The sequence below is a fragment of the Stenotrophomonas sp. 05N423 genome (assembly GCF_056397145.1).
Genome location: NZ_JBFTMV010000004.1, coordinates 15675 through 40931 on the forward strand (window position 1 = coordinate 15675; position 25257 = coordinate 40931).

Genomic DNA, 25257 nt, shown 5'->3' on the forward strand with positions numbered 1-25257 from the left:
CGGCGGGTGCAACGGCGACGGGACGGCCACGGTCAGGCATGTACGTGGCCATGGCCCGGCGTGCGCGGCGGGCGTCGAAGAAGACGCCTCCGCGGCCGGTGGTGACGGGGGAATACCGGTACGTCGCCTACATCGGGATTCATGCCGCTACCCCGGCATGGTCCAGCGCCACGATCCGTACCGACTCGCAGTCGTAGACCTTCTCCAGTTGCCGGCACAGGGTTTCCGGCGGGCGTTCGCCGCTGACTTCCAGCTGCACGAGCCAGCGGCCGGCACCGGTGGCCTCGCGGCTGCCGGCGATGTTGCGCGGGGAGAAGCCCCGGCGCTCGACCATGCCCAGCACGCGCAGCAGCGCGCCTTCGGCGGGCGTCAGCACCAGGTCAAGCCGGTATTGCATTGGAACTCTCCTGAGTGGCCTTGGCGTGGGCGGGGTTGCCTTCCAGCATGGTGCTGTTGGCGTTGTTCGGCGGCACCAGCGGCCACACGTTGGCGCGCGCGTCGATGGCTACGTGCAGCAGCGCCGGGCCGGGGGTGTCGAGCAGCGTGGCCAGTGCGTCCTCGACGTCGGCGCGCTGGGTGATGCGCGTGGCCGGGATGCCGAACACCTGCGCCAGCGCGGCGAAGTCCGGGTTGTCGGACAGGTCGATCTCGCTGTAGCGCTCGGCGAAGAACAGCTCCTGCCACTGGCGGACCATGCCCAGCGAGGAGTTGTCCAGCAGCACGATCTTCACCGGCAGGCGGCAGCGGGCGATGGTGACCAGCTCCTGCACGTTCATCATGAAACTGCCGTCGCCGGAGACCAGGACCACGGTGCGGTCCGGGCAGGCGAACTGCGCGCCCATCGCCGCCGGCAGGCCGAAGCCCATCGTGCCCAGCGCGCCGGAGGTCAGGTGGTTGCGCGGATGGTTGAAGCGGCAGTGCTGGGCCACCCACATCTGGTGCTGGCCGACATCGCAGGCGATGACGGTGTCGGCCGGGGCCACTTCGCTCAGCCGCTTGAGCAGCGCCGGCGCGTAGATGTCCTGGCCGGGCGCGTCGTAGCGCGCGGCGAACTTCTCGCGGTTGGCGGCGCAGCGCGCGCGCCAGCCGTTGCAGTTGCCGCGGATGCCGGACAGCGCCCGCAGGCCGGCCTTGAGGTCGCCGGGCACGCCGATGTCGGCATCGCGCAGCTTGCTGATCTCGTAGGCGTCGGCATCCAGGTGGATGACGCGCGCGAACGGCGCGAACTCGGTCAGCTTGCCGGTGGCGCGGTCGTCGAAGCGGGCGCCGACCACGATCAGCAGGTCCGACTCCTGCACCGCCATGTTGGCGGCGCGGGTGCCGTGCATGCCCAGCATGCCCAGGTACTGCGGGTGGTTGGCCGGCAGCGCGCCCAGCCCGCGCAGGGTCAGCACGGTGGGAATGCCGGAGGCCTCGACGAACTGGCGGAACTCCTCCACCGCCTCGGCCAGGGCGATGCCGCCGCCGCCGTAGATGACGGGCTTTTCGGCGGCGGCGATCATCTCCACCGCCGCGGCCAGGCGCTGCGCGTCCGGCGCCGGCACCGGATCGACCGAAGCCGGCACGTGGTCGGGCAGGTGTGTGGCATCGGCCAGCTGCACGTCCTTGGGCAGGTCGATCAGCACCGGCCCCGGGCGGCCCTCGCGGGCCACGCGGAACGCTTCGGCCAGCACCTGCGGCAGGTCGTCGACGCTGCGCACCAGCCAGCTGTGCTTGACGATGGGCATCGTCATGCCGAACACGTCCAGCTCCTGGAACGCATCGGTGCCCAGCAGCGGCGTGCCGACCTGGCCGGTCAGGCACACCATCGGCACCGAGTCGAGCATCGCGTCGGCGATGCCGGTGACCAGGTTGGACGCGCCGGGGCCGGAGGTGGCCACGCATACGCCGACCTTGCCGCTGGCGCGGGCGTAGCCGTTGGCGGCCAGCGCCGCGCCCTGCTCATGGCGCACCAGGATGTGCTTGAGGGTGGAATCCACCAATGCGTCGTAGAACGGCATGATGGTGCCGCCCGGGTAGCCGAACAGCGTCTGCACGCCTTCGGCCTCCAGGGCCTGCGTCAGCCAGCGTGCGCCATTGCGTGGCGCGCCGTGGACGGGAGTGTTCATGCAGCGACCTTTGCGTTGTGCGGGTGGGGGACCGCGGGTTACGCGCTCTGCGCCTGCAGCCAGACCATCTTGGCGCGCAGTTCCTTGCCCACCTTTTCGATCGGGTGCTCCAGGTCGGCCTGCTTGAACCGGTTGTAGTTCGGCAGGCCCGCTTCGTATTCGGCCACCCAGTTCTTGGTGAAGGTGCCGTTCTGGATATCGGTCAGCACGTCCTTCATGCGCGCCTTGGTGCCGGCGTCGATCACGCGCGGGCCGCTGACGTAGTCGCCGTACTGCGCGGTCTCGGAGACGAACTCCAGCATGCGGGTGATGCCGCCTTCGTAGAACAGGTCCACGATCAGCTTCAGTTCGTGCAGCACTTCGTAGTAGGCGATCTCCGGCTGGTAGCCGGCTTCCACCAGGGTTTCGAAGCCGGCCTGCACCAGCGCCGAGGCGCCGCCGCACAGCACCGCCTGCTCGCCGAACAGGTCGGTCTCGGTCTCTTCCTTGAAGGTGGTCTTGATGATGTTGGCGCGGGCGCCGCCCAGGCCGGCCGCATAGGCCAGCGCGAACTGCTCGGCCTTGCCACTGGTGTCCTGGTAGACGGCATAGATGCACGGCACGCCGCGGCCGATCTCGTATTCGCGGCGCACCAGCGCGCCCGGGCCCTTGGGCGCGACCAGCACCACGTCCAGGTCGTCGCGCGGGGCGATCATGCCGTAGTGCACGTTCAGGCCATGGGCGAACAGCAGGCACGCGCCCTGCTTCATGTTCGGCGCCAGCACGTCCTCGTAGAGCTTCTTCTGCACCATGTCCGGGGTCAGCACGGCGACCAGGTCGGCGTCCTTGACCGCTTCGGCCGGGGTCTTGACCGCGAAGCCGTCGGCCTGGGCCTTGGCTTCGGTCGGGCCGCCCGGACGCAGGCCGACGGTCACGTCGAAGCCGGACTCACGCAGGTTCAGGGCATGGGCGCGGCCCTGGCTGCCGTAACCGATGACGGCGATCTTGATCTGGGGCAGTTCGTTGGAGCTCATGGGACTTGGTTCCTTGCAGTGAATTGGATGGAGCGCAAAAGAAAACGGCCGTCGCGTCATCAGGACGCGGCGGCCGCCGGGGGAGGGAGGAGCGCCATGCACGCCGCGGCGGTGCGCATGGCATCGCGGGCGGTGTGTTTCTGCGTGGCGGTATCGGTAGTGAACATGGTTTCAGTTGAAATGGATGCTGGAAACGAAAAACCCCGCACCGGGGCCGGTGCGGGGTCTTTGATCGAATCTGGCTTTTTTCTGCTACGCGCCAGCTCGTCCCGCACCTGTGGGTTCGGTAATAAGCACGAGTACAAGCAGCGACGCCGCGGCGGAGGCCGGGGTGCGGGTCGGGTTGGCGGTGGTGTGGCGTTGCAGCATGGGGTCGAGATAACCACGGCGCTTTCGGCGTTGTCAAGCGTGGCGACCGATCGCGGTCACGCGCATGGCCGCGTTCTCCGGAAAGGGTTGTCGCTGCGGCATGGTTGCTGTTGAAAGTTGTTTGACGGCGACCCGGGTTGATGCGGGCAAAGGGCTGCCTGCGCGGATCATGGCGGTTTCATCGCTGTGGCTGCCGTCCTGTTTCGTGAGATCGCGCCGTGGCAGTACGTCGGTGGGCGTCCGTCGAAAGCGTGCGTGTCCGCCCTGATCGGACCATGCGCCTGCCGCAATGGCGGCGGGAAGGAATCGAAAGCAAATGATAGGAACCGGACGCTTTTCACGGTCTGGTTAGTGAGCCCCGCGAAAACAGCGGGCCGCCAATCCGAAAGCTGGGGAATCGCATGAACTGTTTTCTCGCCTGCCGTATGGGGAATGGAAGCCCGTGCACACCACCGACCTTCGCCGCGGGAGCGACGCCGTGAGTGCGTGGCCGGGCGATGCCCAGCCCCTGATCCGCCTGCTCGGGGAATGCTGCATCGGCAGTGCCGGGCGGCTGATCTACCGAAAGGGCTGGGCGCTGCTGGCCTACCTCGCGATCGAACGCCCGCGGATCCACCGCCGCAGCCGGATCGCGGCGATGCTGTGGCCCGATCTGCCGCACGGCGCCGCGTTGACCAATCTCCGCCAGGTGCTGACCGACCTGAACCGCGCGATCGTCGCGGCGGTCGGCGAAGGCGTGCTGTTGATCGACCGCGAGACCGTGCGCCTGTGCCCGGAGGCGTCGCAGGGGCTGTTCGATATCGACCTGCTGGAGCCGGTTGCGCTGGTTGGCGCGATGCCGGCCAGCCGGCGCTCGCAGGCATGGCTGGAAGATGCCGGCGAGCTGCTCGAAGGCGTTGCGCTGGAACAGTGCGACGAGTTCAGCGAATGGCTGCCGGGGGCGAGGACGTGGGTCCAGCAGCGTCTGCTCAAGGCGTTGGAGCGGGCATGCGAAGAGGCGGCCACTGCCGGAAACCTGGATGCCGCACTGAGTCTCGCCCGCCGCCAGGTGATGCTCGATCCGTGGGACGAAGCGCAGCAGCGAAGCCTGATGCGCCTGTACGCATGTCGTGGCGAACCGGACATGGCCCTGGACTGCTATCGGATACTGGAGCGTGGCCTGGAGCAGGAACTGGCGGTGCAGCCACAGACGGCGACGCGCACCCTGGCCATGGAGATCGCGCAACGACAGGCGCATGTGGTTCCGCTGCGGGGCTATGGCCGCACGCGCCTCCTGCATGCGACGCTGCTGGGCAAGGCCATACGCGCCTGATGCGATGACCCCCGTGCAGCGACTGCCGCGATTGGCGGCAGGTCGATATCCTGGGTCGTGTGCAGGCCGGCCTCTGGCCACAAGCAAGCCGCCATCGTTGGTTGATGGCGGCTTCTTTGTTCGCGGATTGTCGCGGCCCTGCGGTGCGGCAGCTTCGGAAGATGCGACAGCCGAGCGAGTACGCTGGATCCGGGAAGCAGCAGGCGGTGTGACCGGACCACCTGCGCTGGGCCGGTAACGTGCAACGATCGGCGCGCTTTGCGGTCAGGGGGCCGTGTACTGCAGGTTCTTCGCCGCGGTGCGCACCGTGGCATCGGGGAATCCTCCGAGCATGTCCGCACGACGTGCATTGCTGACGATCTCGTCTTCCAGGCGCTTGGACTCGGCGGGGAAACGGGCGGCGAACTGGTCCCTGTAACGTCTGGAGCTCTCGGCGTAGATGCCTGCTTCAACCAGCGCGGCACCCGCGGCAATCGTGCTGCCGACGGCCGTGCCGATGCTGCCGCCGGCAACGGCCACGCGCCAGTTCCAGCCGCCGTAGGTCTCGAACATCTCGGCGATGGTGTCCAGGGTCTCGGAGGTGGTGTTGATCAGGTCGGCGGTGGCGTCGATGAGCGCCACCGAGGCGTTCATGGCCTCGGCCACGCCCAGTTCGACCATGATGTCCAGCTGTATCTTGTGGTTTGCCATGGCCGGTGTGGTCAGGCGTGCGGCCATGGCCACGTTGGCGTGGGCGTAGAGTGCCGGCGCGTAGTGCTCGCCGCAGCGCAGGCGGCTCCACAACTGGTCGATGCCCACGGCGAGCACCTTGTCCTGGTAGTCGTCCACGCCACCGCCGGGACGGCGCGGAGACTGGAAGACCGGCGAGGTGGCGTCGTGTGCAGGCGAGAGCGGATTGACGATGGCCAGGGCGTAGGCGACGTTGCCGGCAATCTGGCCGGGATCCAGTTCGCGGCGGGTATGCACGTGCTGGGCGCTGGCCGGCAGCATCGCCGCGTTGCGGATCGCATCGCAGAAATCCATGCTGTTCAGGCTGTTCTGACCACTGTGCGGGAGGTTCGCGCAATCGACGACGCTGCAGTTGTCCCAAGGCTCGATCTTGCTGAAGGGGACGAACCGCGGGGCGTTGATAGTCACCTGCAGCGGAACGGCCTGGTCCTCGATATGGGCGAGGTCGGCCGGCAGCGCGGTATCGACGTTGGCCACGCGCTGGGTAGCCGTGCTCCAGCCGGCCAATGACGCGCTGTCGCCGGTGCGGCGCAGTACGCCGTAACGGATGTTGCCGGCACGGTTGTCGGGCAGACTCAATGTGCGCCACGGCAGGGTGCCGACTTCTCCCTGGGCGCAGTCCTCGCGACCATCGCTGAGAGGGCTGGCCGGGCAGGGCAGGCGCGCGTTTATGGCGGCGTAGCCCATCATCGCGTCGTCGGCGCGCTGCAGCAGGTCGCGCTGTGCCACCTGGCTGCGCTCATGTGCGGTATCGCTCAACCAGCGTGCCAACAGGATGCCGATGATGCCCAGGATGACCAGGGCCACGGTCAGTTCGATCAGCGAGAAGCCGCGCTGCCGCATGCCGGCGATAGGAGGGAAAGGAGGCGTCATGGGTTCAGTCCTGCGCGATCCAGGGTAAGGGTGGTATCGCGGGCATCCTGGTAGAGGGTGTCGACCTTGTTCATGAAGTTCCTGACCTGGTCGCGCCGGGTCTTGGCGTCGTCCACGGCATCCTTGGCTTCATTCAAGGTCTTGATGGCGCTGGCCAGGCTCTTGGCTGCCTTGGCGATGGATACCACCGACTTGGCCAGTTGTTTGGCGCCGGCGGAAATGGTCAGCCCGTCCGGCGGCCAGCCCGAGGCCAACAGGGTGATGGCGATGGCCTCGTTGGTGATGGCCTCGGCCATGGCATAGACCGCCAGCGCCAGGCCGACACTGGCCTGGTCGCGGGTGGTTTCGGCGATGTGGATATCGAATTCGCGGAATTCGAAGTTGAATTTGGTCATCCCCAGCGCGCTCCAGGCGGCCTGCGCGGCCTGTGCGCTGCCCTGGGTGCGGGCCAGGCGGTCGGTGCAGGAAAGCCGGCTGGCCAGTTCCCCCGGGCCGGCGGCGATCGTGGCCAGGTCGCTGGCGGTGGAGGCACCGGGCATGCTCTGCGCCGCCGGCTTCCATTGCGCGTCGGCGTCGGCGCGGCCATGCCCGGCCATGCCGGAATGGCCCAGATAGTAGGCTACCGGCATGCCCAGTCCGGCCAGCGGAATGTTGCTGCGTTGTTCCAGCAACAGTTGCATGCAGAAATCCAGGCCGTTGCTGCTGCCCGTGATCGCCAGCGGATCGCTTTCGGGCAGCAGCGGATCGAATGCATTGCCGGATGCCAGGATCAGGCGCGGTTGGACTTGGTAATGGATGCGCATCCGCGAGGGCAGTCCGAGGTCGGACACTGGCAACCAGCCGTCGGCGACGCCGGTACCGCGGCCGTTGCCGTCGCCATCCGCCGAGGGCAGGTGGCCCGTGCTGCGCATGTAGCCCAGCAGCGCCTGTTCGGCCTGCGCCAGTTCCTGCTGTTGGCGTTCGGCATCAAGCACCTTGTTGCCGAGCGGCAACAGGGTAAACAGCAGCACGGTCAGCAGCGCGGCGATTGCAAGGGCCACGGCCAGTTCCACCAATGTGAAACCGGCAGGGGCCTTGCGTGGAACCGGACGGCTCATGGCTGCACCAGCGGTTGCGGACCTGCCGAGCCACGCGAATCGGCCCATTCCAGCGCTGGCTCCGCGCCGAACGCCATGGGGATCTCATCGCCGCCGTTGGCGCTGCCGCTGCGCATGTCCTCGTATTCCTGCTTCAGCTTCTCGTACTGGGCCTTGAGGTCCTCGTAGTGTTTCTTGGCGTTGCTTGCGCCGAGCCTGGCGCGCTTCCAGTCCTCGAAGGCGCGACTGTAGGGATAGCGCTGGCAGTACAGACCCCGCGTGTCGGTGCCTGTATTGCCCCAGATGCTGTTGGGCCACCACCACTTGCTGCCATCCCACTGCTGGCCGCTGAAGTAGGCGCAGGCGCGTTCGGGCAGCAGTTCATACAGTTGCAGCCTCCCGAACAGGGGTTCGTTCACCTGCGTGGTGATCAGCAACGGCGGACGACCACCGAGATATGGCTCCGGGGCATAGAAGGGCAGGCGGCGCTGGCGATCCTGAAGTTCCCACTTTGTTCCCGGCGGATCGGTACTGTTGTCGGGCACCTGGACCGAGACCTGGTACGTCTCGATGATTGGCGACTGCTTCCAGTCATAGCTGACCGGGTTGCCGTCCTTGTCCTTCTTGATCTCGATGGCCCACTGGAACCAGTTGTAGCTGGAACTGGTGGGATAGGTCAGCCACGGCGCTTCCTTGCGGCTGATCTGCCCGTTGTAGGCGTCGCGGGCATTGTCCATGCCCTGCTGCAGTCCGGCCTGCTCGGTTTTCAGCTCATCGATCCGGTCCTGCATGTTGGGCTTGCAGACGGCATCCGGCGTTGGGTCCCGCGGATACGGAGGCGGTTGCAGGGTCTCGACCCAGCCGTAGTTCTTGTCGGCATCGCTGCCGCTGCGGTCGGTGCACACCGCGTCCCGATAGCGGCCCGTACCGGGGCTGACAGCGGTACATATGCGTACCGGCTCCGGCTTCTGGCAGGTTTCTATATAGAGGACCGTCAGCTTGGCGTTCTCGCATTTCTGCCGGGTCATGGCAGTAGCGGGACTGGCACCGCAATGCTGGTTGTCGTCCCGTTGTGCCTTCATCTTGGACAGGATGGCATTGCTGCCATTGAACCAGCTCTTGAAATTGTCCTCGCGCAGCTTGATTTCCTTGTCCAGTTCTTCCTTGCGCATCCGCAGGCCTGACCAGTCCTGGGTGAGGTTGCGAAGAACAATGGCGTCGGCTACGGCCTGGTCCTGGTTGTAGACGTAGTCGGTGATCTCCACGCGGTTGCGGTCGCCCTTGCCGCGGGTGACGGATATGGTCTTGGTGGAATCGTTCGGATCCGGTTCGGTGATGGTCTCGGTGCCGACGTAAGTGCAGTCGCTGCCATTGAGCACGTATTCGCCCTTGTTCGTTCCGACGTACGGGCATTCCACACGCACCTCGGCTTTGCCGTAGCGGCAGTTCTTCCAGTCGCCGCCACAGATCTGCTGGCGCGTCGTGTTCACATCGATGCGTTCGACGATGCGGCCGTTCTCGGTCAGGTCGCCGTTGTTGGCCACGCCCACACCCCAGGGAGCCAGGCGCCAGCTTTCCAGCGCGTCCACCTGCTTCTGCAATGTCTTCCAACTCTTCTCGGCTTCCAGGGTCTCGTCCTCCAGCCCCTTGCGTGGAGCGCCGGCTTCGTATTCCGGCTCATAGAGGGGGTTGCCGCTGCTGTCGCGCATCGGGTTGCCGTCGGCGTCGAGCTTGGGAATCAGGTTGCCGCTGGCGTCGCGCCGGTAAACGATGCGGTATTTGTCCTTGGGGTCGTCGCCGTCCTTCCAGTCGGGGTTGAGCTCGGTTTTGACCACGCCCTCGTCGCTGGCGCAGTTGCGTGCCCACAGCGTGCACTCGAGCTGCCGGCGTGCCTCTTCGGGATTGCTGACTGGTGGAATGGCCGACTTCTTGGCCATGTCGCGTGCCTTGATCGTGGCTGCCAGCGCCGCCGTGACCAACGGCAGCGAGGCGGCCTTGGCCGCCAACGTCACGCCCTTGGTGCCCAGGCCGACGATGGAGGTCACCACGGCGGCGGTCTTGAGCGGTACTTCGGCGCAGGTCGCGCCCAGCGAGGCGATGCAGGTGACGATGGAGCGCACCAGCGACACCGACGAGGTGATCAGTGTGGTGATGTTGTCCGACAGGCTGACGGCGGTGGTCACCAGCTTGAAGATCACCGAGATCTGCGCTGCGACCGCGCCCTGCACCGCCGACTCGGTGGCGTCGAGGTTGCTGGCCTGCAGTTCGCCCAATGCATCGTGCAGGGTGACGGCGGCGGCCAGCACGTCCATGCCCGCGAGCGAGACGTTGTAGGGCGCGGCGGTAGCCGCGGCCGCACCGGGAAGGCCCAGCGGGGTGGCATAGGCGCGCGCGACCGGTGCCGGCGTGGTGCCGCCCAGCAGCCGGCAGCCGAGCATCTGTCCGGCGCCATCGAAGGTGCGCACGCGCACGCGGTCGTCGTAGCCGCCGTCCCATTCCTCCCAGGGTGCCGCCATCTGCGCACTGCCGCCGGTATTGGCATCGTCCAGGCGCGATTGCCCGGACTGGGGGCCCGCGGCGGCGATGCCGTAGGCGACATTCCACGGGACGCCGGTGGTGCCGGCTTTCAGCGGATCGTGCGGAAGGGCCTGCACCAGTTCCAGCGTACGGCACAGGTCCAGGCCGTTGATGGCGACGAACGCGCGGCGGCCGGTTTCCTTGCCGTCCTTGTCCTTGGAAATGATCTCGCGGGCGCTGCCGTCGGTCAGTGGCGGTTGATAGGTATTGCCAGGAGCGGTGAGGTCCAGATGTGCGGCGGCGTCGCCGCGATAGACCATGTAGGCCACCGGGCCGAACCGCATGCCGTTGCCGGAGGCGCCGAGCAGCGTACGCGCGGGCAGCCAGCCCTTGGCGTTGCCAGAAGCGCAGTTCTCCTCGCCATTGACGGTATCTGCCGGGCAGGGCAGGCGCGCATTGGCGGCGGCGAAGGCGGCGATGGCCTCGTCCGCCCAGCGCAGTGCCTGTTCTTGGGCAAGGGCCTGTGCGGGCGCGCGCTTGGACTGCCAGAGTATTGCTCCGGCGGCCAATGCGCTGCCGACCAGCAGCAGGATCAGCATGACCTGGAGCAGGCCGATGCCGGATTGGGCGGTGGCCGGGGCAGGGTGGGTTCTATGCATGGGCTGGTTCATGACGTGCGTCCTGAGGGCCGTGAGGAGCTAAGGAGCGGGGGAATCACTGGTTCATCCGCAGATAGCCCGTCATCACCTTGACCTGGCCGTCCTGGCGGCCATCGCGGGTCTGGGTATCGTCTTCGCTCCATGGGCGCGGTTGCGGTTGACTGCCGCCGCCGATGACGACAGTACACAGGCTGCTGCCACCGCTGTACTTCGGCGTCGGCGATTGTTCGCGCAGGCGACCGAAGCAGGCATCGATGCGGCCGTCGATGCGCGCATCGAGTTGATTGGCCAGCTCCGGGGTCAGGCCCTTGAGTGCCATCACGTTGCGCACGCGCGGCTGGTAGCCGCCGTTGGCCTTGGGTTCGGCCCAGTCGATGACAGTGTTGAAGCACACCTGCAGCTGCTGCGGATTGCCCTGGCTGTCGCGGTAGACATAGAACGACTCCATGCCTTCGGCGCGCCCCTGCGGCAGGGCGACCCCGCGTTCGAGCATGGCCTTGCGCAGGGCGAAATTGCCCGGGGCGTCGCACAGTTCGCGGCCATTGCGGTCCAGCTCGCCGTTGATGCGTCCGCTGGGATTTGCCGGGTTGTCGCCCGGCACCACGCCGCTCTGCTGCACGTAGCGGTCATAAGCGACCAGCCAGCCCTGCACGAACTCGCTGCCGATGCGTTCGGCCTCCGCGCTGCGGTAAACGTCGCGGCCGACGCTGACTGCGCCGATGATCAGCGCGATGATCACCAGCACCACCGACATCTCCATCAGGGTGAAGCCGGCTGCCGACGGAAGGGGACGGGAAGGACGGTGCATTGCGGGATCCTCAGAACTGCGGGGAAGCGATGGCCTGCTTGACCAGGTCGTAAACGGGAAGCAGCAGGGCGACGATCAGGAACACGAACATGCCGCCAGCCAGCAGTACGACCACCGGTTTGATGACTTCGGAAAGGTTGGTGATCAGCCGCTGCAGGCGCAGGCTGTACTCGGCCGACAGGCGCGCGAACTGCGAGTCGAGCGTGCCGGTCTCCTCGCCCACGCCGATCATGCGCACCATCATCGAGGGGAAGCCGCCCACCTGCCGCATCGCCGCCGACACGCGGTCGCCGCGCTCGAGCACCTGGCGGATGGCGATGATGCGGTCGCGGTAGTACTCGTCGCGCATGGCCCGCTCCATCACCTGCAGGCTGCTGACCATGTCCACGCCGGCGCGGATCAGCAGCGACATGTACTCGGTGAAGAAGGCCAGGCCCGAGGAGAACATGATGGTCCTGGCGATGGGCAGCTTGTGCAGGGTGTAGTGCGCGGCGCGGCGGAAGCCGCGGCTGTAGCGCCAGGCCACCCACAGTACGAAGACCGACACCAGCATCGCGGTGATGATGAAGCCGATATGGCCGATCAGCCATTCCGAACCCTTCATCACCGCGATGGTCAGCGGCGGCAGCTTGGCGTTCATCTGCTTGAACAGGTCGGCCAGGTTGGGGATGACGTAGTAGATCCAGAAGCCACCGGCGGCGAAGATCGCCGCGAACACGAAGGCCGGATAGATCAGCGCCTGGCGCGTGTCGGCGGTCATCTTGGCGATGCGCTCGATGTGGTCGGCGGCCTCCATCAGCATCTTGTCCATGGTGCCGGTTTCGTCGCCGATCATCACCAGGTTGCGCACCGTTTCCGGGAAGGCGTCCGGGTAGCGCGAAAATGCCTCGCTGAAGGTGGCGCCGGCATCGAGTTCGTCGAGCAGCCGCCGCGCCAGCTTGGCCGGGTTGGAGGTATGCCCGCCGCCAACTTCGTTGGCTACCGCGCGCAGGGCTTCCATGATCGGAATGCCGCTGGACGTCATCACGCCGAGGTCGCGCAGCATGCCGGCCAGTTCGACCGGGCGGATGCTGGGCTTCACCAGCTGGAAGACCGAGCGCTGAGCCTCGGCCAGCCAGCCTGGGAAGCGGTACAGGGTCAGCACCACGGCATCGAAATTCTTTTCCAGCCACATCCTTGCGGATGAGTCGTGCTCGACCGACAACTGGGTGACGCCGCTGCGCACGCGGCCGCTGGAGAGCAGCAGGCGGTAGTAGTAGACGTTCATGGCGCCGGCCCCACGCCGGCCACGCGCATCACTTCCTCGCTGGTGGTCTGGCCGGCAATGACGCGTGCCTTGGCGACATCCTCGATGCCGCGGAAGCCGGCGTTCATGGCCAGGTTGCGCAGCGTTTCGCGGTTGACGTCGTCGGCGATGCCGTTGGCCAGTGCCTCGTCCACGACCATGATGTCGTATACCGGCAGGCGCCCGCGGAAGCCGCTGCCACGGCAGCGCTCGCAGCCGGCGCCACGCTTGCCGCAGCTGCCAGCCGGCAGGTCCAGCCATTCCAGTTCGCGCTCGTTGAACGGAGCTTCATGGACGCAGAACGGGCAGTTCTGCCGGACCAGGCGCTGGTTGACCACGGCCAGCAGGTTGTCGGCGATGACCTGTGCTTCCAGACCCAGCGGGCGCAGGCGCGGTACCACGCCGAACACGGTGGTGACGTGCAGGGTCGAGAGCACCAGGTGGCCGGTGGCCGCTGCTTCCAGCGCGGCCTGCGCGGTCTCGGCGTCGCGCATTTCGCCCAGCAGGATCACGTCGGGGTCGTGGCGCAGGAAATGGCGCAGCGCCGAGCCGAATTCGTAGCCGGCGCGGCGGTTGACCTCGGTCTGGCCGGCGCCGGGAACGCGGTATTCGATGGGATCCTCGACGGTGAGCACGTTGCGCTCGATCAGCGACTGCATACGCAGCGCCGCGTGCAGCGAGGAGCTCTTGCCCGAACCGGTAGGGCCGGTGATCAGCACCAGTCCGGCGGGACGGGCGAACAGGCGCTCGAGCACAGCCACATCCTCGGCGAAGAAGCCCAGCTCCTCCAGCCCGGCCAGATCGCTGTGCTCGGGCAGCAGGCGCATGACCGTGCGCTCGCCGGCGTCGGTGATGATGGTGGATACGCGCACGGTCACCGCCGAATCCAGCACCGTCGCGCGGAAACTGCCGTCCTGCGGGCGGCGTTGTTCGGAGATGTCCATTTCCGCGGCCAGCTTGATGTAGCCGAGCAGGCGGTTGAGCGTGGTGGGCATGGCGAACATCGGCCGCAGTACGCCATCGACGCGGAACAGCACGTGCAGGCTGTCGTCGGAAGGGGCCAGGTGGATGTCGGTGGTGCGTTCGCGCACCGCGTAGTGCAGCAGGTAGTCGAGCAGTTTTTCAGGACTGTAGGCGTGGTCGTTGTCCACCGACAGCCGCTTGATCTCGCGCTCGAGCAGGCTCTCCACCGGATTCTGCGCGAAGTAGTAGGTGTGGCGGATCAGCCGCGCGACCTTGCCGTATTCGCCCTGCAGGAAGCTGCAGCGCAGGCCGCAGCGCTGCAGCACCAACTGCGCCACCGCCTGGGTGTCGGCGTCGCCGAGCAGGACTTCCAGCGCGTCGCCGGCGCGCCGCAGCGGCAAGAACTGGCGCAACTGGCACAGTTCGCGGTTGAACATCGCCAGCACCTGCGGCTCGGCATGCGGCAGCGTATCCACCTGCACGTACTCGATGCCGTTCATCTCGGCCAGTACGCGCACGATGTCCGATTCGTTGGCCAGGCCGTGGCGGATCAGCACGCGCCCGAGGCGCTGCTTCTCGACTTCATTTTTCTGCAGGGCGTACTGCAGCTGGGTCGCGTCGATCAGGCCGCGTTCGAGCAGGCGTTCGCCCAGGCGCGGGCCGTCCTTCTGTACGGCGGAGGTCGTGGGGCGGGCGGGGATGGGATCAACCGTTGCCATGGTGCTGCGTTTCCGGGGAGGTGGGCGAGGCGGCGGTGCGTGCCGCCAGCAGGATGTCGAACAGGAACAGCGTCGCCGGGTCGGGCGCGCCGCTGGACGGCAGGCCGTTGCGTTGCTGGAAGAGCGCGATGGCGGTGCGCATCCGTGGGCCGTACAGACCGTCGAGCGCGCCGTCATATAGGCCGTCGGCATGCAGCAGGGCTTGCACCGCCTGCAGTCGCGCACGCTGGTCCTGCGCGGCAAGGAAGTCCTCCGCGCGCAACCGGGTGCGCCAACCTGCCTGCCAGCCATCGGCAAGGCGCCGCAGGCACAGGCCGTCGCGTGTGGGCAGCCGCGCCAGCCAGGTGTCGGTGACCGCCTGTACCTGCACGTCGGCCTGGCCGAGGCCGCGCAGACAGGTGTTCCAGTCCGCGTCGTCATGGCTGGCGGCGATGACGGCCGGGGCGAGGGCGACGTGGCGGGGGGGTAGTGTGTCGTCGGCCCGCGAATCGGCTCCGCGCAAGGTAAAGGTCAACAGGGTCGCGATCAGCGCACCGGTCAGCGAGGCCGCGGCCGCCAGCGGCAGTCGCGCGCGCCGGGAACGGCGCGGCAACGGACGGGCGCCGGCTTCGGCAGCGGCGGTATGGACCAGCGCCGGATCGATCACCCGCGCTTGCGCCGGCAATGGATACAGGCCGTACAGGCAACGGTCCATGATCTGGTGGATGCGGCGTGGGTTGCCGCCGCTGGCGCGGTGCAAAGCCTGCGCGGCGTCTGCGCGCAGGCGGATGCCGGGGCTGGGATTGCCGGCCGCGTCTAGCCGATAGTGCACGTAGCGCTGCACCTCGTCGGCGGCCAGGACGTCGAGCTGCACGTGCTTGCAGATGCGGCTGGTCAACTGGCGGATGCCGGGTTGTTCCAGGTTGTCGCGCAGTTCCGGCTGGCCCGCCAGGACGATCTGCAGCAGCTTTTCCTGCCCGGTTTCCAGGTTGGTGAGCAGGCGCAGCAGTTCCAGACTTTCCAGGGTCAGGTTCTGCGCGTCGTCGATCATCAGCACGCAGGTGACCTGGGCGCGCCATTGCTGGACGAGGAAGCGGTTGAGGGTTTCGATGTCGGCCGCCGGCGTGCCGCGAGCGTCCAGGCCGAAATCGCGCAGCACTGCCGCCAGCAGGTCCGGGCCCTGCAGGAAGGTGTTGAACACCATCGAGGTGACCACGCCTTCGCCATCGAGGGAGAACAGCAGCCGGCGCAGGAAGGTGCTCTTGCCGGTGCCGATCTCGCCGGTCAACAGCACGAAGCCGGCACGGGTGCGCAGGCAGTGCGCGGCCTCGACCCGTTCGGCTTCCAGCCGTGCGGTCTGGAACCACGCCGCCGCATCGGGCGTGGGCGGGAACGGTGCGCGTTCCAGCCCCAACGTCTGCAGGTGGCGGGCGAGGGCGGGGTTCATGGCGCGGTGCTGTCCAGCTCGGCCAGCGCGCGCGCAACCTGCGGCGAGCGAGGGTAGCGGCCGGACAGCCGCGTGAGCCGCTGGCGGGCAGCATCGGCATCGCCACGGCGGGCATCCAGCAGTGCGATGTTGACGCCGGCGTTCACGTCTTCGGGAACGCGCTCGGCGATCCGGCGGTACAGCGTCTCGGCCCGCGCGGTGTCATTGCCGGCGTGCGCGATCCACGCCTGCATGCGCAGCAGGGTCAGGCTTTCGGGCGGCAGCAGGGCGTCCAGTCGCGCCAGCGCCTGCCGGGCGGTGCCCAGGTCACCGCCGGTCATCGCGCTCTCGACGTCGGCTACGGCCTGTTCCACTCCACGGTTTTCCATGCCGGTATCGGCAGGCGCGGTGCCGGAACGGCGTTCGACCTTGATACGGATCGCAGGCGCAGCGGCGTCGCTGGTGGCGGTCGCGGGCGTCGGCGAGAGAGCGGCGGGGGAGGGTGTCGGTGCGGCGGGCGCCGGCTCCGCGTTTCGTCCTGCGTTGGGCTGCGGATGTTCCGCCTGCCCGGCGATGGCCGTCGGGGCCAGGCCTTCCGGCGCCTGCGGGGCCATGGTTGCTTCCGCGTACGGGAGGCCAGGTTCCGGTGTGCGGACCACGGCCGGGGAGGCGGACGGAGCTGCGGCGACCGCAGGTTCCGCGGCGATGGTGGCGACCGTCGGTACCGCCGGGCTGGCGACATCAGGGCGGCCGGCATGCGCCGATGGTCCGGCTTCCCCGCGCTTGCCGAAGGTCAGCAGCAGGGCGCCAGCCAGCAGGAAGCCGGCGAGGCCGGCCGCGGTGAACAGCAGGGGGCCGCGCGCGGACGCGGGCTGTCGCGCCCACCAGGACGCGCGCGGCGCGGGACGGGGCGGCAGGGCCGCCCCGTCCTGTTCCCGCAGCGCGTCGTGGATCAGGCTCATATCACCTTCACCCGCAGCACCAGCACCAGTTCGCGCGTGCTCTGCTGCTTGGCGCGTGAGCCGAACAGCTTGCCGAAGGCCGGCACATCGGACAGGCCGGGGATGCCGCTGTCGTTGAGGTTGGCCTTCTGGTCGATCAGGCCGCCCAGCAGCACGGTGTCGCCATCGTGCAGGTTGAGCGTGGTGGTGATGCCCTTGACGTTGACCACCGGCAGGGTGACGGCGTTGCCGTTGGGGAACTTCTGCAGTTCCAGGCTGCCGGGCACCACTTCGGTCTGCATCGGGTGCACCAGCAGTTCGACGCCGCCGTTGTCGTGCACGATCGGCGCCACGCCGATCACCACTCCGGAGAACAGCGAGTCGGTCTGGATGTCGGTGGACTGGTTGTAGGCGCTGCCGCCGCCGGTGTTGGAGAAGTTGCTGGTGGACTTGGTGACGTAGCGGATGTTCGAGCCCACGCTCAGGTAGGCAGGGCTGCCGTTGCGCACACGCACGCTGGGATTGGACAGTACCTTGACGTTGCCGAAGGTGCGCAGCGCGTTGAGCGCGGCGGAGAACGTGTCCGTGAGGTAGCTGATGCCCAGCCCGCGTCCGGCCACCGAGCCGAGCGTCTGGTTGGGGAAGATGATGTTGCGGGCCTGGTCGCCATAGCGGCCGTAGCGCTGGTAAGGCAGAAGATTGGGGTTCTCGGGAATGCCCAGGTCGGGATTGGCCGGCGTGCCGGGCAGCGGGGCGATGGTGGCCGGGCTGTCGCCATAGATGCCGGCCACGCGGTTGCGCAGCAGGTTCCAGTCCACGCCGTACTGGAAGTTGTCGTTGAGCGACACGTCCAGGATCTGCGCTTCGACCAGCACCTGACGGCGCATCTTGCTGGTGGTGTGGCCGACCAGCTCCTCCACTGCACGGATCTGCGAGGGGCGGGCGCGGACGAACAGCGTGCCGGAGCTGGGATCCAGGCTGTAGCGGCCCTTCTCCGGCGGCGGCGGATCGTCCGGGCCGCGCGCGGTGGCGGCCTGTTCGTCGCTGCCCAGGATCACCTTGAGTGCGGCGTCCAGCTGCTTGTACGGATCGTTGTCCTTGCCGACGCTGCCGGTCATGGTCAGGGTGCCGCGCAGCGACTGGCCGCCGCCGCCGGCGCTCTGGATGCCGGCACCGAACACGTCGCCGCCGGTGGAAAGGTCGAAGGACGTGCTGGAATTGAGCAGGTCCACGTTGAAGATGCGTTCGCGCATCTGCCCGACCACCAGGGTACCGCCGCGGATCTCGCCGTGCAGGTCAAAGGCTTCGAGGATGTGGTTGTAGACCTCGCGCGCGCTGACGTTGCGCAGATGCAGGCTGGTGCGCTGGCGCTGTTCCAGCACCTGCGGGTCGACGATCAGGTTCATCTTCAGCTCGTCGGCCAATGCCCACAGCAGCTGGCCGACGTCGGCGTTGAACATGCTGATGCTGACCACGGTGTTTTCCAGCGGGTCGTAGGCCGGTGCGACCGGTGCGGTCGATTCGGCCCGCTGCTGCAGGCGCTGTTCGACCTGTTCGCGCATGCGGTCCTGCTGGCTGGCGAGCTTCTTCGACTCCTCGACGATGGCCGTGCCGCTGCGTTCCAGCGCCTTGTACTCGGTCGGCGGCAGTTCCTGGACGCTGCGCGGCGGCATGTTGCTGCACGCGGTCAGCGCCAACGCGCCGATCGCGCTGACGAGCGTTCTGACCGTGGGGCGGTGTGGGACGCGGGCGGTGCGGGCGTTGGGATTCATCGGTTCTGTACCTTGGAAGGATGCGGTGGAATGCAGAAGGAAGGGCATCGGCGGTCAGCGCGTGGTGGCCATCAGCCAACCGAGCAGGACGGTGGCGCTTTCGGCGACGACGAGATCGTCGTAGTACTCATCGCCTGGATAGTCGGGAGGGGTGACGCACTTGCCATTGCCCTGGGCGAAGGCGCGGTTGTTGGCGCCGTCGAAGCCGGCATCGCCGGTGCCGCCATCGCGTGCACTGACCGGGGCTACCAGCACGAAGGCGGGGTTGACCATCCGTGTACCGGCACCACCGCTGCCGCACTGCGTGGGTGTGCCGCCGCTGATGTAATGCGGCTGGCTGGCGAGTGGTGCGGTAGTGGTGCTGGCGACCATGCGCGACAGCGCCGAACCGAAGCCGCCGATGTATTCCAGGTCCGGCTGGTCGGCTGATTCGCGCGTGGGAGCGACCAGGTCGGTGGTGCTCGCCCCGCGATGGACGCCATAGCGCAGGCGCTCACCGCGTACCGGCACATCCAGCCCGAGGCTGGCGTAGGGAAGCCAGCCGACATTGGCGTTGGCGGTGCAGCTGCCGTTGCTGCCTTCGAAGCCGGTATCGCCGTTGCTCGACAGGTCGGGGCAGGGCAGGCGTTTGTTGCGTAGTGCGAACGCGTACAGCGCCTGTCGCGCGGTTTCGGCATGGGCACGGGCAGTGTTGTGGCGGCGTGCCTGGCCAAGGTTGTCGAAGGAGGACAGTGCCGTCACGGTCAGCAACCCGAGCACGCCCACGACCACCGCCAGCTCCACCAGCGAAAAGCCGGTGCGCGTCCCATGGCCAAGCCGTGCGGGGCGGTGGCGTGGATGCATGTCACTGCATCCGGCCCGGGGCGGCGGGCAGGCCGGCGGGGGCCACGTCGTAGCGCAGCTGGCCCTGCAGCTGCTGCAGTTCGGCCAGGATGTCGGCATTGCGCTGGCGCTGCGTGGGACTGTCCGGCTTCTGCGTGGACTCGGCCAGTTCCACGGCGAGCGATTGCGCGCGCTTGGCGATCAGCAGGTTGTTGCGCAGCGCGTCCAGGCGCACATCCGGTGGCGTCTTGCCGGATTTCTCGAGCTGGTCGAGCTGGGCCAGCAGGTCGTCGGCCATGCGCACGTTGTGGTCGGACTTCTGGCGGATGTCGCTCAACGAGCGGCCGATGTCCGCCACCGATGCGGGAGGCGCGGCGGCGGCCGCGGCGCGTTGCATGGCGGTACCGCCAGCGATGGACTCGGCCTGCATCCACGGCGGGGTGTCTTCGCTCGAAGGCTGCGCGCCGGTAGCGGTGCCGGCCGTGGCGGCAGTGGCCGCGATCGGTGCGGGAGCCGGGGGAGCGGCATCCTTGCCGAACTGGCGTACGGCCAGCATTGCCAGCGCGCCGCCGGCGATCAGGCCAGCGCCCCAGAGCAGGGGTTTCCTGTAAGCGGGATTCATCGGCGTGCCCCGGCATCGGTCTTGAAGGGCGATGGCACCGGCAGGGTGGTCTGTTCGCCCGCCGCGTTGCTGATGCGTACCCAGTCCGGACCGATGGCGACCACGCGCGCGCCACCGGCCAGGCGCGAACCGCGCTGAACGCGCTGGCCATCGACGACCGCGCTATGGCGACCATCGGTGATCAGCACCAGCGATACGTTGTGTGTGGCGTCTGTTTCCGTATTGCCGGCAAGGGCGGACGACGGCCCGGCCTCGCTGGCGGGCGGGGTGGCCAGTGGCAGCGCCAGCAGTGGCTGGCCGTCGCCGACAGATGCGCTGCGGCGCAGGCGTTCGACCTGCGCCTGCATCCGCTGGTTGTGCGCGACGGCCGCGCGCAGCTCCACCATGGCGGCGGTTTCGTCGGCGTCGTTGCCCAGTTGCAGCACGGCGGGCTTGACCACAACCATTGTCGCCAGCCAGCCGGTGACCGCCAGCCAGATCGCAATGGCGATGGCGGCGATGAACTTGATCTTCATGGACGGACCTCAGCCGCCGGAGCCGGCGGGCGCTTGAGCAGGTAGGAGAAGAAGCCGCCAGCCGAACGGGTATTCATGCCGCCGCCCTGCGGATCGACAGGCTGCGGATCGAACCCGGCCCGGCGCAGGCCCTCGACGAAGGCCGGTACCTGCATTCCCGGCGTGCCGCGCCAGGCATCGGCCACGCCGTCCACGCGCAGGGTGTAGTCGCTCGCGGGCGGGGCCGGCGGGGCAGGCATGCCGGGCGCGACGACGGCGACGGGTGGCTCTTCCAGCTTCACGCGCAGGATGCGCACCTGCCCGGCAGCGGCATCGCGTACCAGCGCCAGGCTGGCACTCGGATCGGCACCGTCCTGCAGGCGCGTGGCGCGCTCGATGAAGGCCTGCACGGGGGCGAACCCTTCCGGCATGGCTTCCTGCGCCTGCATCGCGGCGATCCGCTGCTCGATGGCGTCGATCTCGGTGCCCAGCTGGTCGGCGCGTGCATTGGCCTCGCTGCCGGTCAACGCCCAGCGGGCGCCGAGCGCGGCGAGGATGAGCGCGAATACCAGCGAAGCGGCGCTGGCCACGGGCAGCAGCGATTCGGCGCTCCAGGCCAGGCGGCTGGCCGCCGGGTTGACGGCGATGCCCGGGCCGGCCTGGGACTGGATCCAGCCGATGCCGCTGCGGTACTCGTTGCCATCCGCATCGCGCACCACGCGCAGCGGCACGCTGTCGACCTTCAGGCCGCTGCGCGCGGAAAAGACTTCGCGCAGGGCATCGTCGACCCAAGGTTGGTCCTCGGCCGGGCGCGGCACCAGTACCGGGCACCATTGCAGGGACAGCGGCTCGAGGCTGTCCTCGCCATTGCCGAGGTCCTCGGCGAACTGCTCGGCGAGCGCCCCGACGGTCATTGCCAGATCGGAAGGATCTTCGCTGTAGGCCAGTGCGGTGCGGTAGACCATGTCGTGCTTGAGCACGGCCAGCACGCTGACCTGGCGGCCGGACTGCAGCACCAGCCCCAGGCCCGGACGGAGCGACTTGAACAGCAGGGAGGTGAAAGGGATCAGCAGGCAATGGTCCGGCTGCGCCTCCGCCCAGGCATAGGTCTGTTGCCACAGATCCAATGGAACCGCGGTGAACAGGGTCTGGTAGCCGGCGCCGATGCTGCGTGTCTTGTGGATCAGGATCTTGCTTTCGCCATCGATCATGCCGTCCGAACGCAGTCGCCGTTCGATCAGGGCCACCGCATGCGCAGGACTACCTTCCAGCGAAATGACGTTGCTGACTGCATTCTCGAAATCGCTCACCACCACCGCCGCACCCGACAGGCGTGGACGGCCATCGCTGCGTGCGACGGTGGCGCCGTCGAACAGCAGCCATTGGCCCTGTTGCTGGATGACGTGGAGCAGGCTCATGGCAGGAGATTCCCGTGGTTGCCGGTGTCGCTGGCGGTCTGGAACAGCAGGCTGCCGCGCAGGGTCAGTGACAGCGGCGCAGGCCGGCGGTCGAGACTGCCAGGGGGATCGAACAGTCCCTCGTCAGGATGCGAGACGGAGATCTCGAAGGACTCGGCGCCGAACAGGTGGTCGGACGAACGCTGCACGGTGGCCAGCAGCGGCAGTGCCTCCTCGCGGCTCATCTGGCTCTGGCGCAGATTGATCAGGCGTTCGCCCCATGCTTCGGGCACCAGTCCATTGGCACGGGCGGTGTCGAGCAGCTGGCGCGCGGAGTTCGCGTGCTCCACGCGCAGTCGTGTCTCCTGCTCGCGCACCTTCGCTTCGGACAACAACTGGTTGCGGTCGCCCAGCCGCTGGTAGGCGTCGGCCAAGGCCGAGCGTTCCTTGATGAACCACACTGCCGCCACCACCAGCGAGGCCAGGGTGGCGGAGAAAAGCAGCAGCGAGGTGCGGCGCGAGTGGCGCAGGCGGACGAGCAGGGAGGGCGGGCGCATCGGCTTACTGGTTCATCTTGTAGCTGGCGACGACAGTCATCACCTGGTCGTCGTCGGTGCCGGCGCCGAAGGTCTTGCCATCGTTGACGGCCGAAGACATCGAGCCGGTGTTGTTGCCGCCCCATTCGGCACCGATGGCGTTGGCCGTGGTCGCGCCGCCGGAAGCGGTGGCGGTGCGGGACTGGATGCCGACCTGCCGGAAGGCACCGTTGCTGGCGTCCGGCTTGCCGTCGATCATCTGGTCCAGTGCGCGGGCCAGATCCGGGGTCAGGCCGGTGATGATCATCGAGTTGCCCGAGCCCCACAGCGTGCCGGGCCTGTTCCAGCCGAAGCACACGCGGATTTCCTGCGGGTTGCCGTTGGTGTCGAGGTAGGCGTAGCGGTCTTCCTTGCCCTCGCCGCGGCCCGGTGGCAGGGTGATGCCGGCCTTGCGGACCAGGTCGCGCAGGTCGAAGCCGGTGTCGCCTTCGCGGGTGCGGGTCAAGCCGTTGCTGGTCGGCAGCGCATCGGTGCCGGAACAGATCAATGACGGCTCCGTGGCGTTCTGGCTCATGTCGCCGCCGGAGAAGCCAGTGAAGTGGGTGCCATTGACCATCAGCTGCGGTGCGGACTGGTTGTCGCCGATCGGCGCGCCGTAACGCTGGTGGTAGCTGTTGTAGGTGACCACCCACTGGTCGACGAACTTCTGCTTGATGCGGGTGTATTCGGCGTTGCGCTGCACGTCGCGGCCGATCATCACCGCGCCGATGATCACGCCGATGATGACCAGCACCACGGCCATTTCGACAAGGGTGAAGCCGCCCTGGCGGCGCTTGGAAGACATTTGCATTGGATTGCCCCTTTGATGGAAACCTGCGCGGCCCACCCGAAATGGAGGTTCCGGCGGGCGTGTGTTGTTTCGGGGCAACTTGATAGTGCACGGACGTAAGAGGAACGTAAGAGCACCCGGATCCCGTCTTTCGGGCACGGACGGGCCTTGTGCGGCAAGCCCCGGTATCCGGATGCCGGCCCATGGACACGGCTGCGTATGGCGTGCCGGGTGTGCAGATACCGGTGGGCCGGTTATCTTCCGGGTCCGCCTCTGCTCCCGGTTGCGCCGATGAAACGTCTCCCGCTGCTGCTCCTGTCCTGCCTCGCCATTCCCGCCCTGCATGCCGCCGACCGCATCACCGGCCCCGGTTTCGCCACCCGCTCGGAGGTGATCGCGCCGCATGCGATGGCGGCGACGTCGCAGCCGCTGGCCACGCAGATCGCGCTGGACGTGATGAAGTCCGGCGGCTCGGCGGTGGATGCGGCGATCGCCGCCAACGCCGCGCTCGGCCTGATGGAGCCGACCGGCAATGGCGTCGGCGGCGATCTGTTCGCCATCGTGTGGGACCCGAAGACGCGCAAGCTCTACGGCTACAACGGTTCCGGCCGCTCGCCGAAGTCGCTCACCCTGGCCGAGTTCCAGCGCCGCGGGCTGAAGGACATCCCCGCCACCGGGCCGTTGCCGGTATCCGTGCCCGGCGCGGTCGATGGCTGGTTCGCCCTGCACGAGCGCTTTGGACGCAGGCCGATGGCGGACAACCTGGCGCCGGCGATCCGCTATGCGCGCGAGGGCCATCCGGTGGCCGAGGTGATCGCGTACTACTGGGACCGCTCGGTGCCGCGCCTGTCGCAGTACCCCGGCTTCAGGGAGCAGTTCACGATCGACGGCCACGCGCCGCGCAAGGGCGAGCTGTGGCGCAACCCGAACCTGGCCGACACACTGCAGAAGATCGCCGATGGCGGCCGCGACGCGTTCTACAAGGGCGACATCGCCCGCGCCATCGACACCTACTTCAAGGCCAACGGCGGCTTCCTGGGCTACGAGGACATGGCCGGCCACCACGGCGAATGGGTCGAGCCGGTGAGCAGCAATTACCGTGGCTACGATGTGTGGGAGCTGCCGCCGAACAGCCAGGGCATCGCCGCGCTGCAGATCCTCAACATCCTGGAAGGCTACGATTTCTCGAAGATCCCGTTCGGCTCGCCCGAACACGTGCACCTGTTCGTCGAGGCCAAGAAGCTGGCCTTCGCCGATCGCGCGCGCTTCTACGCCGATCCGGCGTTCTCACCGGCGCCGGTGCAGCGGCTCGTGTCCAAGGACTACGCGGCGCAGCGGCGCGCGCTGATCTCGATGGACAAGGCGTTGAAGGAGGCGCAGCCGGGCACGCCGAAGCAGCTGGAGGAGGGCGACACCATCTACATGACCGTGGCCGATGCCGACGGCATGATGGTCTCGCTGATCCAGTCCAACTACCGCGGCATGGGCAGCGGCATGGCGCCGCCGGGGCTGGGTTTCATCCTGCAGGACCGCGGCGAGATGTTCGTGCTGCAGAAGAACCATCCCAATGGCTACGCGCCGGGCAAGCGCCCGTTCCAGACCATCATCCCGGCCTTCATCACCAAGGACGGCCAGCCGTTCGCCAGCTTCGGCGTGATGGGCGGTGCGATGCAGCCGCAGGGGCACGCGCAGATCGTGATGAATCTGGTGGATTTCGGCATGAACCTGCAGGAAGCCGGCGACGCGCCGCGCATCCAGCATGACGGTTCCACCGAGCCGACCGGGCAGGGCAAGGCGATGCGCGACGGCGGCGAGGTCAACCTGGAGACCGGTTTCCCCTACGAGACCATCCGCGCGCTGATGCGCAAGGGCCATCGCGTGGTGTTCGCCGACGGCCCGTACGGCGGTTACCAGGCGATCATGCGCGACGCGGCAACCGGCGTGTACTACGGCGCTTCGGAAAGCCGCAAGGACGGGCAGGCTGCCGGCTATTGATATTGATGCAGGA

General features: G+C 67.8%; 20 protein-coding genes. 2 read left to right on the top strand and 18 right to left on the bottom strand.

Annotated features, from left to right (window positions below):
- Positions 1–139 precede the first annotated feature (139 nt).
- Genes AC1DGW_RS08390 through ilvC form a run of 3 tightly spaced genes read right to left on the bottom strand, consistent with a single transcriptional unit; the run spans position 140 to position 3121 of the window.
- Positions 140–397 (bottom strand): ACT domain-containing protein, encoded by a 258-nt coding sequence (locus tag AC1DGW_RS08390; protein WP_478021545.1) that lies wholly within the window; start codon positions 395–397, stop codon positions 140–142.
- A complete protein-coding gene (ilvG, locus tag AC1DGW_RS08395) occupies positions 381–2108 on the bottom strand; it encodes an acetolactate synthase 2 catalytic subunit (RefSeq protein ID WP_478021549.1) in 1728 nt (575 codons plus the stop codon). The genes AC1DGW_RS08390 and ilvG overlap by 17 nt, the downstream gene beginning before the upstream one ends.
- Positions 2109–2146: 38 nt before the next feature.
- Positions 2147–3121: a ketol-acid reductoisomerase gene (gene ilvC / locus AC1DGW_RS08400; RefSeq protein WP_478021551.1), complete on the bottom strand. Its 975-nt coding sequence runs from the start codon at positions 3119–3121 to the stop codon at positions 2147–2149.
- A gap of 847 nt (positions 3122–3968) precedes the next feature.
- Between ilvC and AC1DGW_RS08405 the strand changes: the two genes are divergently transcribed.
- Positions 3969–4802 (top strand): AfsR/SARP family transcriptional regulator, encoded by an 834-nt coding sequence (locus AC1DGW_RS08405; RefSeq protein ID WP_478021553.1) that lies wholly within the window; start codon positions 3969–3971, stop codon positions 4800–4802.
- 264 nt (positions 4803–5066) lie between these two features.
- Here the strand turns inward: AC1DGW_RS08405 and AC1DGW_RS08410 are convergent, their stop codons facing one another.
- From AC1DGW_RS08410 to AC1DGW_RS08480, 15 genes are read right to left on the bottom strand one after another with little or no spacing between them, the layout of a single operon-like run.
- A complete protein-coding gene (locus AC1DGW_RS08410) occupies positions 5067–6404 on the bottom strand; it encodes a prepilin-type N-terminal cleavage/methylation domain-containing protein (protein ID WP_478021557.1) in 1338 nt (445 codons plus the stop codon).
- Positions 6401–7501 carry a prepilin-type N-terminal cleavage/methylation domain-containing protein gene (locus AC1DGW_RS08415; protein WP_478021559.1) on the bottom strand — a complete coding sequence of 367 codons (1101 nt, stop codon included), beginning with the start codon at positions 7499–7501 and terminating at the stop codon, positions 6401–6403. Before AC1DGW_RS08415 ends, AC1DGW_RS08410 begins: the two co-directional genes overlap by 4 nt.
- Positions 7498–10656, bottom strand: coding sequence for a hypothetical protein (locus AC1DGW_RS08420; protein ID WP_478021562.1), 3159 nt, complete (start codon positions 10654–10656; stop codon positions 7498–7500). The genes AC1DGW_RS08415 and AC1DGW_RS08420 overlap by 4 nt, the downstream gene beginning before the upstream one ends.
- A 55-nt stretch (positions 10657–10711) precedes the next feature.
- Positions 10712–11464: a type II secretion system protein gene (locus AC1DGW_RS08425; RefSeq protein ID WP_478021565.1), complete on the bottom strand. Its 753-nt coding sequence runs from the start codon at positions 11462–11464 to the stop codon at positions 10712–10714.
- Between the two features lie 10 nt (positions 11465–11474).
- Positions 11475–12731 carry a type II secretion system F family protein gene (locus tag AC1DGW_RS08430; protein ID WP_478021569.1) on the bottom strand — a complete coding sequence of 419 codons (1257 nt, stop codon included), beginning with the start codon at positions 12729–12731 and terminating at the stop codon, positions 11475–11477.
- On the bottom strand, positions 12728–14431 hold the full coding sequence (locus AC1DGW_RS08435; RefSeq protein WP_478021573.1) for a GspE/PulE family protein: 1704 nt from the start codon (positions 14429–14431) through the stop codon (positions 12728–12730). The genes AC1DGW_RS08430 and AC1DGW_RS08435 overlap by 4 nt, the downstream gene beginning before the upstream one ends.
- Complete coding sequence (locus tag AC1DGW_RS08440; RefSeq protein ID WP_478021575.1) at positions 14418–15857, bottom strand: AAA family ATPase; 1440 nt, start codon at positions 15855–15857, stop codon at positions 14418–14420. The genes AC1DGW_RS08435 and AC1DGW_RS08440 overlap by 14 nt, the downstream gene beginning before the upstream one ends.
- Positions 15854–16798, bottom strand: a complete 945-nt coding sequence (locus tag AC1DGW_RS08445; RefSeq protein WP_478021577.1) for a tetratricopeptide repeat protein — start codon at positions 16796–16798, stop codon at positions 15854–15856. The genes AC1DGW_RS08440 and AC1DGW_RS08445 overlap by 4 nt, the downstream gene beginning before the upstream one ends.
- The gene (gene mshL / locus AC1DGW_RS08450; protein WP_478021579.1) at positions 16795–18549 is read right to left on the bottom strand and encodes a pilus (MSHA type) biogenesis protein MshL; all 1755 of its coding nucleotides are present in this window, start codon (positions 18547–18549) and stop codon (positions 16795–16797) included. Before mshL ends, AC1DGW_RS08445 begins: the two co-directional genes overlap by 4 nt.
- A gap of 54 nt (positions 18550–18603) precedes the next feature.
- A complete protein-coding gene (locus tag AC1DGW_RS08455) occupies positions 18604–19392 on the bottom strand; it encodes a hypothetical protein (protein WP_478021581.1) in 789 nt (262 codons plus the stop codon).
- A 1-nt stretch (position 19393) separates the two neighbouring features.
- A complete protein-coding gene (locus tag AC1DGW_RS08460; protein WP_478021583.1) occupies positions 19394–19993 on the bottom strand; it encodes a hypothetical protein in 600 nt (199 codons plus the stop codon).
- On the bottom strand, positions 19990–20508 hold the full coding sequence (locus AC1DGW_RS08465; RefSeq protein WP_478021587.1) for a hypothetical protein: 519 nt from the start codon (positions 20506–20508) through the stop codon (positions 19990–19992). Before AC1DGW_RS08465 ends, AC1DGW_RS08460 begins: the two co-directional genes overlap by 4 nt.
- Entirely contained in the window at positions 20505–21905 is a 1401-nt protein-coding gene (locus AC1DGW_RS08470; protein ID WP_478021591.1) for a hypothetical protein, read from the bottom strand. The genes AC1DGW_RS08465 and AC1DGW_RS08470 overlap by 4 nt, the downstream gene beginning before the upstream one ends.
- Positions 21902–22441 (bottom strand): hypothetical protein, encoded by a 540-nt coding sequence (locus AC1DGW_RS08475; RefSeq protein WP_478021594.1) that lies wholly within the window; start codon positions 22439–22441, stop codon positions 21902–21904. Before AC1DGW_RS08475 ends, AC1DGW_RS08470 begins: the two co-directional genes overlap by 4 nt.
- Before the next feature lie 4 nt (positions 22442–22445).
- The gene (locus AC1DGW_RS08480; RefSeq protein WP_478021596.1) at positions 22446–23264 is read right to left on the bottom strand and encodes a prepilin-type N-terminal cleavage/methylation domain-containing protein; all 819 of its coding nucleotides are present in this window, start codon (positions 23262–23264) and stop codon (positions 22446–22448) included.
- 276 nt (positions 23265–23540) lie between these two features.
- Here AC1DGW_RS08480 and ggt point away from each other — a divergent pair, with 276 nt between their 5' ends.
- Entirely contained in the window at positions 23541–25244 is a 1704-nt protein-coding gene (ggt, locus tag AC1DGW_RS08485; protein WP_478021599.1) for a gamma-glutamyltransferase, read from the top strand.
- Positions 25245–25257: the final 13 nt, after the last annotated feature.

What these genes read in the sequence shown, in the direction of transcription:
- AC1DGW_RS08390 (WP_478021545.1), bottom strand. Translation starts at nt 397, where the DNA reads ATGCAATACCGGCTTGACCTGGTGCTGACGCCCGCCGAAGGCGCGCTG.
- ilvG (WP_478021549.1), bottom strand. Translation starts at nt 2,108, where the DNA reads ATGAACACTCCCGTCCACGGCGCGCCACGCAATGGCGCACGCTGGCTG.
- ilvC (WP_478021551.1), bottom strand. Translation starts at nt 3,121, where the DNA reads ATGAGCTCCAACGAACTGCCCCAGATCAAGATCGCCGTCATCGGTTAC.
- AC1DGW_RS08410 (WP_478021557.1), bottom strand. Translation starts at nt 6,404, where the DNA reads ATGACGCCTCCTTTCCCTCCTATCGCCGGCATGCGGCAGCGCGGCTTC.
- AC1DGW_RS08415 (WP_478021559.1), bottom strand. Translation starts at nt 7,501, where the DNA reads ATGAGCCGTCCGGTTCCACGCAAGGCCCCTGCCGGTTTCACATTGGTG.
- AC1DGW_RS08420 (WP_478021562.1), bottom strand. Translation starts at nt 10,656, where the DNA reads ATGCATAGAACCCACCCTGCCCCGGCCACCGCCCAATCCGGCATCGGC.
- AC1DGW_RS08425 (WP_478021565.1), bottom strand. Translation starts at nt 11,464, where the DNA reads ATGCACCGTCCTTCCCGTCCCCTTCCGTCGGCAGCCGGCTTCACCCTG.
- AC1DGW_RS08430 (WP_478021569.1), bottom strand. Translation starts at nt 12,731, where the DNA reads ATGAACGTCTACTACTACCGCCTGCTGCTCTCCAGCGGCCGCGTGCGC.
- AC1DGW_RS08435 (WP_478021573.1), bottom strand. Translation starts at nt 14,431, where the DNA reads ATGGCAACGGTTGATCCCATCCCCGCCCGCCCCACGACCTCCGCCGTA.
- AC1DGW_RS08440 (WP_478021575.1), bottom strand. Translation starts at nt 15,857, where the DNA reads ATGAACCCCGCCCTCGCCCGCCACCTGCAGACGTTGGGGCTGGAACGC.
- AC1DGW_RS08445 (WP_478021577.1), bottom strand. Translation starts at nt 16,798, where the DNA reads ATGAGCCTGATCCACGACGCGCTGCGGGAACAGGACGGGGCGGCCCTG.
- mshL (WP_478021579.1), bottom strand. Translation starts at nt 18,549, where the DNA reads ATGAATCCCAACGCCCGCACCGCCCGCGTCCCACACCGCCCCACGGTC.
- AC1DGW_RS08455 (WP_478021581.1), bottom strand. Translation starts at nt 19,392, where the DNA reads ATGCATCCACGCCACCGCCCCGCACGGCTTGGCCATGGGACGCGCACC.
- AC1DGW_RS08460 (WP_478021583.1), bottom strand. Translation starts at nt 19,993, where the DNA reads ATGAATCCCGCTTACAGGAAACCCCTGCTCTGGGGCGCTGGCCTGATC.
- AC1DGW_RS08465 (WP_478021587.1), bottom strand. Translation starts at nt 20,508, where the DNA reads ATGAAGATCAAGTTCATCGCCGCCATCGCCATTGCGATCTGGCTGGCG.
- AC1DGW_RS08470 (WP_478021591.1), bottom strand. Translation starts at nt 21,905, where the DNA reads ATGAGCCTGCTCCACGTCATCCAGCAACAGGGCCAATGGCTGCTGTTC.
- AC1DGW_RS08475 (WP_478021594.1), bottom strand. Translation starts at nt 22,441, where the DNA reads ATGCGCCCGCCCTCCCTGCTCGTCCGCCTGCGCCACTCGCGCCGCACC.
- AC1DGW_RS08480 (WP_478021596.1), bottom strand. Translation starts at nt 23,264, where the DNA reads ATGTCTTCCAAGCGCCGCCAGGGCGGCTTCACCCTTGTCGAAATGGCC.
- ggt (WP_478021599.1), top strand. Translation starts at nt 23,541, where the DNA reads ATGAAACGTCTCCCGCTGCTGCTCCTGTCCTGCCTCGCCATTCCCGCC.